We start from the raw sequence: 16,136 nt of genomic DNA, 5'->3' as shown, positions 1-16,136 counted from the left end.
AAAAAATTAGTAACCTTTTTTAGCATTCGGTCGTTCAAATAGCGCAATGCGTTCTTCAATGTAGCTAATGGCTTGACGGCACTTACCTAAGCGCTTTTGTGTTTCTAAAATTTCGTGCTGTAATTTGAGCTTTTCTCTGCTTGAACATGTCGACAATTGTAAATTGAGCGCATGAATTTTTTGTTCAATTCGTGACGCCCAGTTTAGGTGTTTGTTTAGTTCATCATACAGTTTGTGAGAGTTTTGCATGACATTATTGGCAATCCACTCAAAGCCGCTGTTTTGATGTTCTCTTTGTTGCTTATTGATATATCTAGCTCTAGATGAAGCTTTAGTCTGACGAGCTGCTTTTAGGTTGATGTTTGTCGTCGCTAGAGCACGTTTTACCGCAGAAAATTGGTCGTGTATTTGCTGGCAACTTATCTCAATCGTTTCTTTATTTAAACCCACTCGAAGACGCTTTTCTAATTGCTGAATTTGGGAACGAATTTGTTGAATACAGGGCTGAAGTTTTGCTCCTGTCTGCAAGAAAAGTTGGGTGTTAAATCTGTCGGTATTTTGTAAAAGCTTACATTCGCCTTGAGCTAGTCTGGCATCATGTTGCAGTACTTCTTGCTCTAGTTTATCTAGTTGCTGTGCTAACTTGCTGATCAAAGCTAATGAATTCACAACCAATTGCTCCATGCTAGGTGAATGGACATGATGATGACAACACTGATAAATAGTGGCTTGATCAAAGTGGAACCAAACTGAATGGCAAAACGTGCACCTATAAATGAGCCAAGCATCATAAATAAGCCCATTGCTAGCCCAATGTCGTACATTACATCAGACTGTAGCATAAATACTACTAAGGCCGTGATATTACTCACTAATGTCATGGCTCTCGCAAGCCCACAGCAATTTAAAGTGGGAAGTGAATACAGTCTTGATACTGTAATTGTCCAAAAGGCACCAATTCCGGGGCCAGCAAAACCATCATAGCCTCCTAGAAAAAAACCGCTCAGCCATTGTTTGATTTTGTTGGGTGAAGTTTTAGGTGAAGCTTCGTTTTTACAACCAATCGCATTAGGGCTGAATAAGGTATAAAGTGCAACGGCGATAATGATGGCTGGCAGAATAAGTTCAAGCCAATAATTATTGATGGCCAGTACTAATAAACTCCCACACACAGCACCAATAAATGTCGCAATTGCAGTGTGATACCAAAGTGATGGAGTAAAAAACTGCTGCTTAAAGTAAGTCATTGCCGATGTGAACGAGCCAAAACAAGCGGCGAGCTTATTGGTGCCTAAAGCAACATGAGGCGGTAAGCCTACAGATAGTAAAGCTGGTATCGTTAGCAAGCCACCGCCACCAACGACTGCATCAATAAAACCTGCTGCAACACTTACGCCAGATAAAATCAGCCAATGACTGGTTTCTAATAACATTTACTCAATCACTCTACGAAAAGGTGGCAGCGCATCTAACAGTGATTTGCCATAGCGCTTGGTTAATAAGCGTTTGTCAAGAATGGTGACACGTCCATAATCTTGTTCTTTTCTTAATAGGCGACCACAACTTTGAATAAGCTTTCGAGAAGCATCGGGTACGGTTAACTGTAAAAACGGGTTACCACCTTTGAGCTTTATGTACTCAGCATGGGCTTGTTCAACAGGCGAAGTTGGTACTGCAAAAGGTAATTTGGTGACAATTAAATTAGTTAAGTAGTCGCCGGGTAAGTCTAGCCCTTCTGAGAAACTACCAGTACCAAAAATAATGCTGGGTTTGTTGTTATCACAGCGTTGTAAATGTTGCTTTAAAAGCTCTTGTCTTGGAGAAGAACCTTGGATCAATAGCGGTACTTTTAGTTTTGATTCTAATAGTTCACTGACTTTATCCATCTGCCAATAGGACGCAAATAAAACCAAAGTTGCGGTTTCGTCTTCTACCAGTTCTAAGATTTTATTGGCTAACTCTTGAGTAAAGTGATCATCAGTTGGTTCACATTCCATCTTAGGAATGTACAAAGTGGCATTGTTTTCATAATCAAAAGGCGATTGTAAAGCCAAGTAGCGGCTTCCATCATTTAAGGTTAAGCCAACTTGATGACAAAAATGATCGAACTTATTTAACGCGCGAAGCGTTGCACTACATAGCACAACCCCAGCGGCTTTTTGCCACAATAGGTTTTCAAGCATAAAGCCGACTTCAATAGGGGAAGCTTGTAGTAAGTAATCACCTTGTTTAGCGGATAGTAACTCAGCCCAGCGAGCAGATGGAGCACCTTTGGCTGAATCTTCCTTTGCCATGGCCCTCCAAAGCTTACTCACGCCTTCTAATCGCTGCATCATAAATCCAGTTTCGGTGAGTAAAGCTTCGGCTTGATGCTTTGGGATTTCGCCATCTTTTATTGCTTCGTTTAAAACGCTTTGTATCTTGGCAAATTGCTTAACGGCTGATTTTGACACAGTAGCTAAATTCTCGGCTGGTATTTTGAGTTGCTCAGGTATTTTTCCGTGTTCAAATCGCCAGCGAGATTCTTGGTTATTAAACAGCTTTAAATGAGTGTCAAAAAACTGTGCAATAAGTTTCGATCCTGACATCATCTCAGCAATGTGATCTTGTAAATTTTGCGCGGGTGAAATGACGGAATCACTTTTTATTTGATTTTGTAGCTTGGAAACCGTTTTCATCAACTTTTCTAGCCAATCGGCCGTTGCTTTTACGGTAGATTGCGCACTACTAAAATCACGGGCAACAGAGGGCAAGTGGTGTGCTTCGTCAATCACGTAATAGCTATCTTCTGGATCAGGCAATATTACGCCACCGCCAAGTTCAAGATCTGCAAACAGTAGGCTATGGTTAACGATCAGCACATCCCATGTATCCATTTCATCGCGTGCCGAATGGAACGGGCAAAGTCGGTGATTAGGCTGCATGCGATGACAAGAATGTTTATCAGAAGATATTTGTTGCCAAAGGTGATCAGGAATAGGGCGCTTTAAGGTGTCAATTTCACCGTTCCATTTTCCCTCATGGAAATCTTTTAATAACTGTCCAAGCAATTTGATTTGCGACTGATCAGGTTTAGTCTGCCACATCGCAACTTGACCACCAGACTCAGAGCCAATCATCATTTCTAGCTTTGACAAACACACATAACGTTGACGCCCTTTAACCAAGCCAAACTTAAAGCCTAACTCAGCTTGTTGGTGGAAAAATGGAATATCCTTATGAAGTAGTTGTTCTTGCAGAGCTACGGTTGCTGTTGCAATGATGACTTTCTTTTTTTGTTCTAAGGCTAGGGGGATTGTGCCCAATAAATAAGAAAGGGATTTACCTATTCCTGTTCCCGCCTCAACCACAACAATTCGGCGGTGCTTATCATATTCGCCGGCAAGGGTTTTAGATATTTCCGCTACCATGTAGTTTTGCTCACGACGAGATACAAAGTTCGGTAACGCGGCAGCAATGTCTTTGTATATAGCTCGAATACGAGTTTTAATTTTGGTTGTGAGCATAAGTAAGTAGCAGTATTGTCCGTTATTGGTTCAGCAGTTTCAGTTTTATCTAAAAACTACATTCCATTACTTGAAAAGTATATATAGCTAAATCAATATAAAATGACATTCTCAGAGCTTTCTGTGGGGGCACAATTTGAGGCGCATCAATGCAATAATGTAGATACCTTATAAATTGATGTAACAAAAAAGTGTGCCTCCACAGAAGCTCCTTACAGGCTGGTTTAAAAGAAATTTATTCTGCGTTAAATTGATTCAACGTAGAGCAACTATGTCCTCATCAATTTGCCTTGCCTAAATTTCTTTTAATTCCAGCTGAGTGCGTCATTTTATATTGATTTAGCTATAGCTGTATATATTAACAGGTTTAGTGCAAAATGCTTATTAGAATTTTTTGGTTTGCACTTTGGTGACCGTACAAATGCCCCAGCAAATTATCACAGGTAAAGTATTAACTCGTCGATTGAAAAATCACGATAAACAGAACTTTTTGGAATACTTTATAGCAACTGAGCAAGGCTGTGTTCAGGTCGATGTTGCTTCGGCTGATTGGGTTTGCTTTTGCCATCAAAGTGATTTGCTTGAACTAAAGAAAGTCGCATCTTCTGTTCATTTTCAGTCTCAAACTGTCGAGCTTAGAAGTTTCGCACTTCAACCTGTATGTGCACTGTATGTTAAGTCTAGCCGAGATATGACCTTGCTGAGGCGCATTGCAACTGAATATAACATTGCGTTATTTGAAGCGGATATTCGGCCCGAACATCGTTTTCTTATCGAGCGCTTTATTGCATTTGATGTCGACTTTGTTGGTCAATTTGAACCCTCAAATGATGATACGGCTAGATTTATTGCTGAAAAAGCAAGGAAAGCGATAGAGAAGACGGACGTTAAGTTAAAAAGCGTATCGCTGGATTTTGAATGTGCAATGGATGGTGAATTGTATTCAGTTGGACTTTATAGTGAAACGCATCAATCCATTTTTATGGTGGGGGAAGAAGTTGAAGGCAGCCCAGAATATTTACATTTTGTAGACGATGAGCGGCAGTTAATCTTCGCATTATTGGATTGGTTTACTGAGCATGACCCTGACATCATTATTGGTTGGGCTGTGGTGACATTCGACTTAAGCTTATTATATCGTCGAGCTAAGCTTCACGGTATCCCTCTCACATTAGGACGAAATCGCAGCCTGCTAACTTGGAAAGTCGAAAATAAGCATCGCCCAGAAACTTTGTCGCTACCCGGAAGAGTCGTTTTAGATGGTATTGACTGGCTAAAAGCGGCGTTTTATCAATTCGATAGTTTCTCTTTAGAGTTTGTATCTCAGCAATTGCTAGGAGAAGGCAAAGCAATAGATGAAGTAAAAAATCGTGGCAACCGAATTACTGAATTATTTCATCATGATAAGTTAGCACTGGCACACTACAACCTTACTGATTGTCGGTTAGTTTGGGAGATCTTCGAAAATACTCAGCTATGGCAATTTGCTATTGCCCGAAGTGAGTTAACAGGCTTAGAGCTTGGTCGAGTTGGGGCATCTGTTGCTGCATTTAATAATTTGTATCTCCCTCACTTACATCGTAACGGTTATGTTGCACCTCAGTTTCCAGCAAGTCAGGGCTTAGAGAGCCCCGGCGGATATGTGATGGATTCAGTTCCTGGTTTATATAAAAATGTGCTGGTTTTGGACTTTAAAAGCTTATATCCATCCATTATTCGCACTTTCTTAATCGATCCCAAAGGATTGATTGAAGGGCTGCAGGCTGAACCGAAAGATAAAGTGTCAGGTTTTTTAGGAGCCGAATTTCATCGACATAACTCCATTCTACCGAGTCTAATTGCCAACCTTGATGCGCAACGTGATTTAGCCAAAAAAGAGCAGAATCAACCACTATCTCAAGCCATCAAAATTATCATGAACTCAATGTATGGGGTGCTTGGCTCGACTGGCTGTGTTTTCCATGATGCAAAATTAGCAAGCTCAATCACCATGCGTGGTCATGAGATTATGAAGCAAACAAAAGTGTGGATAGAAGAGCTAGGTTACAAGGTGATATACGGGGACACCGACTCTACATTTGTCTGGATTGAAGATATTAACGCTAACTTTGCAGCGATAGGGAATGATTTAGTAAAAAACATAAACCATAAGTGGAAGAAAATACTACAGAAAGAATACGAACTTGACAGTTTTTTAGTGCTTGAGTTCGAAAAACATTATGAACAATTTTTCATGCCGACATTACGAGGTTCAGAGCAAGGAAGTAAAAAGCGATATGTGGGGCAATATAGAGATAAAAATAAGCAACTTACGCTGTCGTTTAAAGGCATGGAAAACGTCAGGCACGATTGGACTAAAGTCGCAAGAAGAATTCAATTCGAATTGTTTGAACGACTATTCACTAGAAAGCCATTGAGTCAATATTTGAGTGACCAATTAGTAAAGTTGAAAACAGGTGAGCTAGATAACGAGCTAATTTTTAAGAGAAAACTGACTCGGCCTCTGGTGGATTACACTGCTAAATCATCGCCTCATGTAAAAGTAGCCCAGCAACTGCTAGCGTTAACTGGAGATGAGAAATACAGTAAACGTGGCTGTAAAATCGAATACATCAATACATTATCAGGCTCAGAATCAATACATCATAAGACTGCACCTATCGATTATGATTACTACATTGAAAAACAAATCAAACCGATTGCAGAGCCCATTTTTGCAGTAACAAGCGAAAGTTTGGGGCAAGTGTTAAGTAATCAATTAAGCTTGATTTGAATCTTTCCTTAACTTAGGCCTTTAGGCAATAGTACTGTACTTAGCCAAACATAAATTAATGAAAATGGTGGTTTATATATACCGCATAATGCGTCATTTAAATTAATAAAGTTTAATTTCAATAACTTGGTGAGCCTATATGCTTTTGATATAAGAGCGAAACATTTAACTGTATAGGTCACAACATATGAAAAAATCCTTATTGGCAACTGCTGTAGCGGGTTTAATGCTATCGCCTGTTGTATTTGCTGCTCAGTTATATGATAACGGCAATACATCAATTACAGGCTCTGGAGCAATAGGCGCCGCAGTCGTAAACACTAACAGCAAAACTGAAGTTATTAATGGTGGTAGTAAAGTTCATCTCGATTTCGCACACAAGTTGCAAAATAATTGGAATGTCTTCGGCTCATACGAATGGGGCGTTAACCTAGCTGGCCAACCTGAACTTAAGGTCAACAATGATGCTTTAGTTTCAGATCAAGAAAGTGATTTTTTCTACAATCGTTTAGGTTTTGTCGGTATATCTCACCCGGTGTACGGTAGCTTAGCTATCGGTAAAATGTATGGTGCATGGTGGGATGTCGTTAAAGATACTGACAACGGTGCTATTTGGGATGGATTAGCAGCAGGAGCGTTAACTTATAAAGGTGATGGTGGTGTAAATGGTGTTGGCCGCAGTGATCAAACCATTCAGTATCGAAATACCTTTGGTAATCTTAGCATTGCGATTCAAGCTCAAGTTAAAGAAAACTCTTTCAGCATTGACCCTACTTCTGAAGATTCGCCATTTCCTACTCATGCTTTACCTGCGGAAATAACCTACAAAAATACCTACGGGATTGGCTTACGCTATCAAGTGGTTCCACAAGTGACTGTAACAGCAGGCTATAACCGAGGAAAATTCGATATTGATTATGGCGCAATCACCAATATCAAGAAACCAAATGATGCAGATAAAATCTATGGTGGCGGAATAGTATTCGGTGACTGGACTACTCCAGGTTTCTATGCCGCCGCAAATTATAATCAAACGACATTCCATGATGTTGATAACATCGGGCGCATGATCCCAAGCTCAAAAGGTGTTGAAGCCGCAGCATCGTATTTAATGGATAACGGCCTACGTTTTTATGTTCAGTACGATGTATTAAATGCAGGAGATGATTATAAACAAGCCTATGACGGTGACACCTTCAAACGTGCCAATGTCATCGGAAGTTTACAATATCAAATAGACCCTCAAACATTAGTTTACCTAGAAGGTCGGATTGATAAGAGTGACTTTAAAGGTTCACACCAAACAGCAATGACTGCATCAGATGATGATGGGGTTGGGGTTGGTATTAAGTATAGTTTTTGATAACTTGTAAAATAAGCATAACAAAATCTCAAAAAGCTGGAATCACCTTCCAGCTTTTCTATTTTAGGCTTGGATTTAAGTAAAAATTCAATAAATACAATCTTATAATCATATCTTGATTATCACCGTTATTTATCTTCTCGAATACAATGAAAAACATTTTGTTTCAAACCTGAAATATTTTAGCCAATAATGTTGCTTAAATGTTTCAAATGTGATTTTATTGCCTTATTCAACAAATTTATGTGACGTAAGTTGCAGTTTTAAGTTGAGTGAACTACCGAATGTGAAGCAATTCAAAAAAGGTAGAAAACTATAAAGACATAAAATGTCCAGGGAGATAAACAATGCTTAAAAACAATTTATTAGCTAAATCAGTGAAATTCGCACTGATTGGCGGTGCTGCTACTGCGGCACTTACTTCTACAGCAGTAGTTGCTGAGGAAGAAGGCGCAAAAGTTGAGCGTATTGAAGTAACAGGTTCACGCATTAAACGTGCAGACCTAGAGAAATCTAACCCAGTTACAGTCTTTACAAGTGAAGATATCGTTGCTTCCGGTGTATCAAATATTGGTGAGTTCCTAGCTAACGCTCCACAGGCGGATTTGTCTGGTTTATCACAATTAACAAACAACACTAACGCAAATGATGGCTCTCAAACCATTTCATTTAGAAATATGGGCTCACAGCGTACATTGACTCTTGTCGATGGTAAGCGTTTCCTTGCTCTTGGTGGTGGTCAAGTTGATATCTCACAAATTCCAGTGTCAATTGTAGAGCGTATCGATATTCTTGCTGATGGCGCGTCTGCTGTTTATGGTACCGATGCTATTGCTGGTGTAATTAATATCATCACTAAAAGTGGCTTTGAAGGTGCTTCAGTTCAAGTCGGTACGGGTGGCAATTTTAAAGGTGATGGAAAGCGCAAAGATTTTGGTTTCGCTCTCGGCACGACCACAGAGAAAACTTCGTTATTCTTGAATGTTAATAAAACGGAACAAGACCCTATTTTTGCTGGGGACCGTGAACTATCGAAGTACCCTCGTGCTTTCACGCCTAAGTCTAAAGGTAGTGCATTTGGTTTGTTTGGTATTTTCCGAACTGAAGATGGCTTTAGAACTTTAGACCCAGCAAAAGAAGGGCAAGGTTTAAGAACGAAAGACGATTTTGAAGCATTTGACTTTAAAAACGGTAAGCACAGATATAACTATGCCCCTACTAACTATCTTTTCTCACCTTCTGATCGTTTAAATATTTTTACAAAAGCGACACATGAGCTGACTGATGATATTCAAGCTTTCTTTATGGGTACTTTTAACCAACGTAAGTCTGTAACGCAAATTGCAGCTGTACCTATTGTAGCCGGTTTCTCTGGTCCTCAGTGGGAAATCCCATTTAGTAAAGACAGTGTATATAACCCATTTGGCGAAGATTTGAATTCTTGGGGTTTCCGTACATTACCAATCGGTCCTCGCACAAATATCCAAAACTACGATACCTATTTTGTAAATGGTGGATTCCAAGGCGAATTTGAGCTAGCGGATCGTTCATTCTCTTGGGATGTAGCATACTCTCGCGGTGAATCAACCCGTACATCTCGTGGTGAAAATTATGTAAACCTTGCGAACTTACGTAAAGCAGTGGGACCATCATTCATCGAAAACGGTATTGCAAAGTGTGGTACTAAAGATAATGTAATTGCTGGTTGTGTACCGCTAAACGTATTTAATGGTGAGACTGGTTTTACTAAAGAAATGGCCGACTATATTGGTTATAGCTTCGTGTCAAATGTTGAAACAGGCGTAACGAACTTTACTGCTAACCTTTCTGGTGAAGTGCTTGAGTTGCCAGCAGGTTGGTTAGGTGCTGCGGTTGGTTATGAAAGACGTTCTAACACGTTTTCTGATTCGCCTGATGCGCTGATTGCTTCTGGTTTAAGTTCAACAAACTTCCGTGAGTCAACGAATGGTGAGCAAACTGCAAATGAAATGTACTTTGAGTTGGTAGCACCAATTGTTTCAGATTTGCCAGCTGTTAAGCACTTAGAGTTAACGGTAGCTGGTCGTCGTTCTGAATTTACAAACAGTGGTACAGTCGGTCCAAGATTCGTTGAGTCTGATTTTGATAATACAAGTTTCAAATATGGTCTAACATGGCGTATTTATGATGACTTAATGTTACGTGGTAACTACTCGGATACTTTCCGTGCTCCTTCAGTTAATAACTTATTCGCTGGAGGTGGTGAGGGATTCCCTAATGCGAAAGACCCTTGTAACAATGACGAGTGGGCAAGCCAAAATTCTGCAACCCAAGCAAGATGTATTGCTGCAGGTGTGCCAGCAGGAGGTTGGGAGCAACCAACGACTCAGCTTCGTTCTTTGAACGGTGGTAACCCATTCCTTAAACCTGAAGAGGGAACAACTAAAACTGTTGGTTTAGTATTTAATCCTAGTTTTGTCGAAGGGCTTGAAGTTACTGTTGATTACTGGAATATTCAACTTCAAGATGCATTGTCAACTGTTGGGGCGCAATCAGTTTTAAATCGCTGTTTCAAACAAGGTGAGCAAGCATTCTGTGGTTTTGTTGAGCGCAAGTCAGATGGTAGTATTTCTACGGTTCGTACTTCACAGTTTAACTTAGCTAAGCTTGAAACTGATGGTTATGACTTCAACATCATCTATGGTTTCGAAACTGATGGCATGGGTGAGTTCAAATTCAAACTTAATGGTAGCTACACTGATTCATATAAACGTGCTGGCACAGATGAATCACTAAAAGAAGCAGAAAATCAAGTTGGAGCAATTGATTCTGATATCTTTAGACTACGTGGAACAGCAACTACAACATGGACTTATGATGACTTAACAGTTACTTGGACAATGCGCCATCTAAGTGATTTAACTGAGTCTTGTGATGTAACCGCTGCAGAAGTTGCTGATGGACGTGTAACTCGTGATATTTGTAACCAACGTAGTCTTGCAAATGATGAGTACAAAAATGGTTTCAATCACATCGGTAGTGTGACTTATCATGACTTGTCGGCTAGCTACGCGCTTCCATGGGATGCTACAGTTCGAGCTGGTACTCGTAACTTATTCCGTAAAGAGCCGCCAGTTGCATTGAATCCATTTGCTAACTCATTCTATAGTGCTCATGATATTCCAGGTGGTGAATGGTTCCTTAACTATAGACAGCAGTTCTAATCCGGTTTTAATTTAAAGCCTTAAGTTAAAAAAACCGAGTCATTTTGACTCGGTTTTTTTATGCTTTTCCTAAGTTAATGACGGCTTAATGTTGTCAGTATGTTAACAAAAACAATTATATTACTTAATTCCCACCTCTGAGTTTAAGAACTATTGACACTCGTCAACCTTTTATGGAATTATGCCTTCGGGTCTATGCCTAAGGGTATAGAAAAAGGGAAAATAAAAACAATCACAATAGAAAGATGTACTTACGTGATTGCATGAAGTATTAAAACAAACACTCTGCAATATCAGTAGGTTAACACTTTTTAATTAACAAAAATTGGTTGGGAACTATGTCCAAGGTAAGCAAGAGAACTAAAATTGCTTCAGCGTTAGTCGGTGTACTAGCGATTGCAAGCAGCAACCTGGTAGTTGCAAATCCTCTGAGCGATGTCCAGAAAGCAGACGGTAAAATTCATACTTCTGCTGCGGCTTCTCAGAAGAAAGTTGATAAGTATTTTGATCAGGCACAAGATCTGCTTATCCAGTATGACTCTGTTGCGGGTGAGCGTGAAACGCTAAAAGACTACAACGATTACGTTGCTAAACTAGTCGCTGACCAAGAAACCACTATGGCAGCAATTCAAAGTGACATCGACGGTGTTGATGCACTTCGTCAAGGTGTAGTACCACTTATGTTTAAGATGGTAGATGCGCTAGACAAATTCGTAAAGTTAGACCTTCCGTTCAAAGTTGAAACTCGTACTGAACGAGTTCAACGTCTTAAAGATCTTCTTGACTCTGCAGAAGTAACGCTTGCTGAAAAATACCGTCTTATACTTGACGCATACAGCATCGAACGCGAGTACGGTACTACTACAAGTGCTTATGAAGGTAAGCTAAAACTAGGTAGTAGTGAAGTATTGGTAGACTTCCTACAATTCGGTCGTGTTTCTCTAGTTGCACAGAGCGTTGACCAAAAAAATGCTTGGGTTTACAACAAAGAAACTAAGTCTTGGGATGAGTTAGATGATGGTTACCTACGTAACATCACTAAAGCTATTCGTCAGGCACGTGGTCAAGCTGCACCTGATATGTTCGCTCTTCCAATTCCAGCTGCGGAGGCCGCTAAATAATGAAAAAGTTAATTACTTCTGCACTGATTGCCGCTAGTTTATCTTTAACGGCAGGCATGGTAAGTGCGGCTGACGCACCTAAGTCTGTAGATCAACTTTTAAAGCAGGTTCAATCTGATCGCGCAGCTAAAGGTAAAGTTGATAAAAAACGTGAAGCGGAGTTCCGTGCGGAGCGTGCAGATAAAGCTTCACTACTAAAGAAAGAAAAGCGTGCTTTAGCTAACGAAAAACAACGTGGTAAAGACCTTCAACAACGTTTCCTAGACAACGAGCGCCGTATTGCTCAACTTGAAGCTGACTTAGTAGCTGCTCAAGGTGACTTAGGTGAAATGTTCGGTGTTGTTAAAGGTGAAGCAGGTGATTTCGCTGGTAAACTAGCCTCTTCAAACATTTCTGCTCAATATCCAGGTCGTGACAAGTTTGTTGCTGATTTAGGTGCGCGTAAGCAGCTTCCAAAAATCAATGAGCTAGAAAAGTTCTGGGAAGATCAGCTATTTGAAATGGTCCAGCAAGGTAAAGTTGTTAGCTTCAACGCTGACGTAACAGGCCTTAACGGTGAAGTTACTAACACTAAAGTAACTCGCGTTGGTCCATTTAACCTGTTAGCTGATAACCAGTATGTGGTTTACAACGATACTCTAAACATTATCCAAGACCTAGCTCAACAGCCTGGTGGTCAGCAAGTATCAAGCGTAGAAGACTTCCTTGGTTCTACTTCTGGTTACACTAAACTATTCGTTGATCCAGCTCGTGGTAACCTACTTAAAGTATTCACTGGTAAAGCTACTTTAGAAGAGCGTATCGAAGCTGGTGGCCCAATTGGTTACATCATTATCGGTATTCTAGTTGTAGGTGCACTGATCGCACTATTCAAACTAGTAACTTTGTATGCTACTGGCGCCAAAGTTAACGCTCAGCGTAAAGACATTAACAACCCAGGTAACAACCCTCTAGGTCGTGTACTTCAAGCTTATCAAGCGAACAAGACTGGTGATGTTGAAACTCTTGAGCTGAAACTTGATGAAGCTATCCTAAAAGAAACTCCTTCTCTAGAAAGTGGTATCTCAATCATCAAAGTATTCGCTGCTATTGCACCTATGATGGGTCTACTTGGTACAGTAACGGGTATGATTGCAACCTTCCAAAGCATTCAGTTGTTCGGTACAGGTGATCCTAAGCTAATGGCTGGTGGTATCTCAATGGCTCTTATCACGACTGTACAAGGTCTGATTGCTGCACTACCTCTAATGCTTCTACACGCTATTGTTAGCGCAAAGAGCAAGTCTGTAGTACAAGTTCTAGAAGAGCAAAGTGCTGGCCTAGTTGCAGAGCACGCTGAGAAGAGGGCTCAATAATGATGCTATTCCTGATGGACATTTGGGATTCCGTCAGGGGCTTCATGGCCGCTGGAGGCGACGTCCTCTGGCTGGTTGCGGGCGTACTATTTCTTATGTGGGTGTTGATGCTTGAGCGCTACTGGTTCCTAAACTGGGTTTCACCAGCTAAGCACAAAAAGATCATCGCTGCATGGGATGCAAGAGAGGATTCAACCTCTTGGTACGCACACCGTATACGTGAAGCTTGGGTATCCCAAGCCAAACAAGAGTTAAATGCGGGAATGCTTATCATCAAGACACTGGTAGCGGTATGTCCAATGATTGGTCTACTAGGTACAGTAACAGGTATGATTCAAGTGTTCGAAGTGATGGCAGTTCATGGTACGGGTAACGCTCGTATGATGGCAGCTGGTATTTCAATGGCAACCATGCCGACAATGGCGGGAATGGTCGCAGCGTTATCTGGAGTATTCTTTAGTACTCGTTTAGACGCAAAAATGAAAATCAGCATTGAGAAGCTAAAAGATAGCTTGCCACACCACTAGAGAGAGATTGAATATGGCACGTAAAAAGCATTCCGGCGTAGAGGATGAAGCACAGATCGATATGACTCCAATGTTGGATATCGTATTCATCATGCTTATTTTCTTCATCGTGACAACGTCGTTCATCAAGCCATCTGGTCTTGATTACGAAAAACCTGAAGCAAGTACGGCTCCAAGTCAGCCTTCTTCTAACATCTTCATTGGTGTAAGTAAGACAGGTGTGATCAAGATGGAAAACCGTAACGTAGATATTGAACGTGTAACAGCAAACGTTGAACGTATGTTGGCAGAAACACCAGATGCTGCGGTAATGATTGAAGCCGATAAGCTAGCTGAACATGGTATCGTGGTTAAAATCCTTGATAGCGTGAAGAAAGCCGGTGTAGACAAAGTGTTTGTATCAGCAGGGAAGGATTAATATGTTCCGAGGAATAGTATCTATCATTATTGGTGGTGCTGTTACCTTTGGCCTGTTTGTCTTCATGGCATTCTTGGTAGGTGGCGGCGCAGGCCGCCACGCTGAGAAAACTGAATCACCACAGATTCAGATAAGCATGGAGAGGCAGGACTCTCAGGTACAGGATAAGCCTAGGGTTAAACCTAAGCCACCAACACCACCGGAGCAACCACCTAAGCCTGAGTTACCACCGCCAGATACGTCTAGTAGCATTGATACAAGTTTAAGTTTTAACCCGAATGGTGTTTCTACAAGCGCTTCTCGTGGTGGCTTTAAACTTGGCAACATGATGACTCGTGACGGTGACGTTACTCCAATTGTACGTACAGCACTAGAGTATCCACCTCAAGCGGCTCGTGACGGTAAAGAAGGTTATGTTGTATTAGGTTTTTCTATCAACACCGTTGGTGGAATCGAGGACATTAAAGTTCTTGAAGCAAAACCTAAGCGTATCTTCAACAAAGCGGCGCGTCGTACTTTGAGAAAATGGAAATACAAACCACAAATCGTTGATGGGAAACCTCAAAAACGTACTGGTATGAAAATCCGTTTGGACTTTACGTTAGATAAAGGATAATAACATGGCAAAGTTAAATAAATTTGCAGCTGCTATTATGCTTTCTTTTGGTGCTTTAACTGTAGCAACATCGGCTGTTGCTGCTGACAAATGCCCAATCGAAAAACGTAAAAACCAAGCAGTTGGTCAAAGTGTAGGTAAAAAGATCCAACGATCTTACAAAGCCTATACTGAAGGCAACATCGATGAAGCTTTAGCAACTTTGCTTGAAGCGTCAGCGAAGAAAGATTTTGATAAAGCGTCAGTTGCTCGTATGTTGGGTAACTTTTATGCAGAAAAGAACCAACTAGACAAAGCATTTACACAGCTGAAACAAGCGGCTGATTTAAATGTCTTAGGTGGTACAGAGCATGCTGATACGCTGAAGCTAGTTGGTATTTTGGCGGTTCAATCTGAAAAATTCCAAGTAGGTATTACTTACTTTAAAAAATGGTTGGACTTTACTTGTAAGCAAGATGAAGACGTTTTCCGTTTGTTAGCGGCTTCATATTCTCAAGTTAAAGATTGGGATAATGCAATCAAGTATGCTGATCTTGCTATCAAGCACGCTAAGAAGCCGAAGAAAGATTTTTATAACGTTAAAGTTAACGCTTACTACAACAAGAAAGAGTTAAAAAACGCAGTAAAAGTTCTTGAAACGGCGGTTGAGATTTTCCCTGGTGAAGGTTCATTCTGGCGTCAGCTATCTCAATTTTATCTAGCAACTGAGCAATACAAGAAAGCCCTTTATACTTATGACTTAACGTATAAAGCAGGTTTCTTAACAGCTGGTTCGGGTATTACTCGTTTAGCACAATTGCAAGCTCGTTATGGCGGTCCTTATCACGGTGCTAAGTTGCTTGAAAAGCATTTGAAAGCCGGTGATGTTAAAAAGGATAAAAGTTCACTTCGTGTCATTGCCGGTTTATTCCAAAGTGCAAAAGACATGAAGAATGCGGCCGAATACTTTGGTCAAGCAGCTGCAACTGATAACGACGCTAAGCTTTATTTAAAGCAAGGTAGAATGTTGTCTAGCATTCAACGTTATTCAGCTTCTATCAAAGCTTATAACAATGCTATCAAAGCTGGACTAAGTAATCCTGGTGAAGCGTATTACGAGCTTTCTCTTTCTTACTTGAATCTTAAGCAATACAAATCATCGCTTAAGAATATCTTGCTTGCTAAGAAAGACAAGAAGACTAAGAAACACGCGACGTCTTTTGAAAAGTACATAAGAGAAAAAGCGCGTATCAATAAAGTTACCCTTTAATTTCT

General features: G+C 40.6%; 12 protein-coding genes. 9 read left to right on the top strand and 3 right to left on the bottom strand.

Going from position 1 to position 16,136, the window contains the following annotated elements; translation table 11 throughout:
* Positions 1-6 precede the first annotated feature (6 nt).
* Genes AC1EU0_RS07320 through dinG form a run of 3 tightly spaced genes read right to left on the bottom strand, consistent with a single transcriptional unit; the run spans position 7 to position 3,506 of the window.
* The gene (locus AC1EU0_RS07320) at positions 7-669 is read right to left on the bottom strand and encodes a primosomal replication protein (protein WP_480301614.1); all 663 of its coding nucleotides are present in this window, start codon (positions 667-669) and stop codon (positions 7-9) included.
* The gene (locus AC1EU0_RS07315) at positions 666-1,433 is read right to left on the bottom strand and encodes a sulfite exporter TauE/SafE family protein (RefSeq protein ID WP_480301612.1); all 768 of its coding nucleotides are present in this window, start codon (positions 1,431-1,433) and stop codon (positions 666-668) included. The genes AC1EU0_RS07320 and AC1EU0_RS07315 overlap by 4 nt, the downstream gene beginning before the upstream one ends.
* Entirely contained in the window at positions 1,434-3,506 is a 2,073-nt protein-coding gene (gene dinG / locus AC1EU0_RS07310) for an ATP-dependent DNA helicase DinG (protein WP_480301611.1), read from the bottom strand. It lies immediately after the preceding gene.
* Between the two features lie 421 nt (positions 3,507-3,927).
* On the opposite strand from dinG, the gene AC1EU0_RS07305 reads away from it, so the two are divergent.
* The 9 genes from AC1EU0_RS07305 (at position 3,928) to AC1EU0_RS07265 (ending at position 16,131) form a co-directional block, all read left to right on the top strand.
* Entirely contained in the window at positions 3,928-6,279 is a 2,352-nt protein-coding gene (locus AC1EU0_RS07305) for a DNA polymerase II (protein WP_480301609.1), read from the top strand.
* A gap of 187 nt (positions 6,280-6,466) precedes the next feature.
* Positions 6,467-7,642: a porin gene (locus AC1EU0_RS07300; protein WP_480301608.1), complete on the top strand. Its 1,176-nt coding sequence runs from the start codon at positions 6,467-6,469 to the stop codon at positions 7,640-7,642.
* A gap of 347 nt (positions 7,643-7,989) precedes the next feature.
* The gene (locus tag AC1EU0_RS07295; protein WP_480301607.1) at positions 7,990-10,845 is read left to right on the top strand and encodes a TonB-dependent receptor domain-containing protein; all 2,856 of its coding nucleotides are present in this window, start codon (positions 7,990-7,992) and stop codon (positions 10,843-10,845) included.
* A 338-nt stretch (positions 10,846-11,183) separates the two neighbouring features.
* Positions 11,184-11,966: a DUF3450 domain-containing protein gene (locus AC1EU0_RS07290; protein ID WP_480301605.1), complete on the top strand. Its 783-nt coding sequence runs from the start codon at positions 11,184-11,186 to the stop codon at positions 11,964-11,966.
* Positions 11,966-13,321 (top strand): MotA/TolQ/ExbB proton channel family protein, encoded by a 1,356-nt coding sequence (locus tag AC1EU0_RS07285; protein WP_480301603.1) that lies wholly within the window; start codon positions 11,966-11,968, stop codon positions 13,319-13,321. Before AC1EU0_RS07290 ends, AC1EU0_RS07285 begins: the two co-directional genes overlap by 1 nt.
* Entirely contained in the window at positions 13,321-13,848 is a 528-nt protein-coding gene (locus AC1EU0_RS07280; RefSeq protein ID WP_480301601.1) for a MotA/TolQ/ExbB proton channel family protein, read from the top strand. Before AC1EU0_RS07285 ends, AC1EU0_RS07280 begins: the two co-directional genes overlap by 1 nt.
* A 13-nt stretch (positions 13,849-13,861) precedes the next feature.
* Positions 13,862-14,266 (top strand): ExbD/TolR family protein, encoded by a 405-nt coding sequence (locus AC1EU0_RS07275; protein WP_121838358.1) that lies wholly within the window; start codon positions 13,862-13,864, stop codon positions 14,264-14,266.
* A 1-nt stretch (position 14,267) separates the two neighbouring features.
* On the top strand, positions 14,268-14,882 hold the full coding sequence (locus AC1EU0_RS07270; RefSeq protein WP_480301599.1) for an energy transducer TonB: 615 nt from the start codon (positions 14,268-14,270) through the stop codon (positions 14,880-14,882).
* Positions 14,883-14,886: 4 nt separating this feature from the next.
* Positions 14,887-16,131: a tetratricopeptide repeat protein gene (locus tag AC1EU0_RS07265; protein WP_480301598.1), complete on the top strand. Its 1,245-nt coding sequence runs from the start codon at positions 14,887-14,889 to the stop codon at positions 16,129-16,131.
* Positions 16,132-16,136: the final 5 nt, after the last annotated feature.

This window comes from Parashewanella sp. 2210YD4-3, assembly GCF_056591735.1.
Note: the sequence above shows the minus strand (reverse complement) of the source record. Positions and strands in the feature narration are given on the sequence as shown.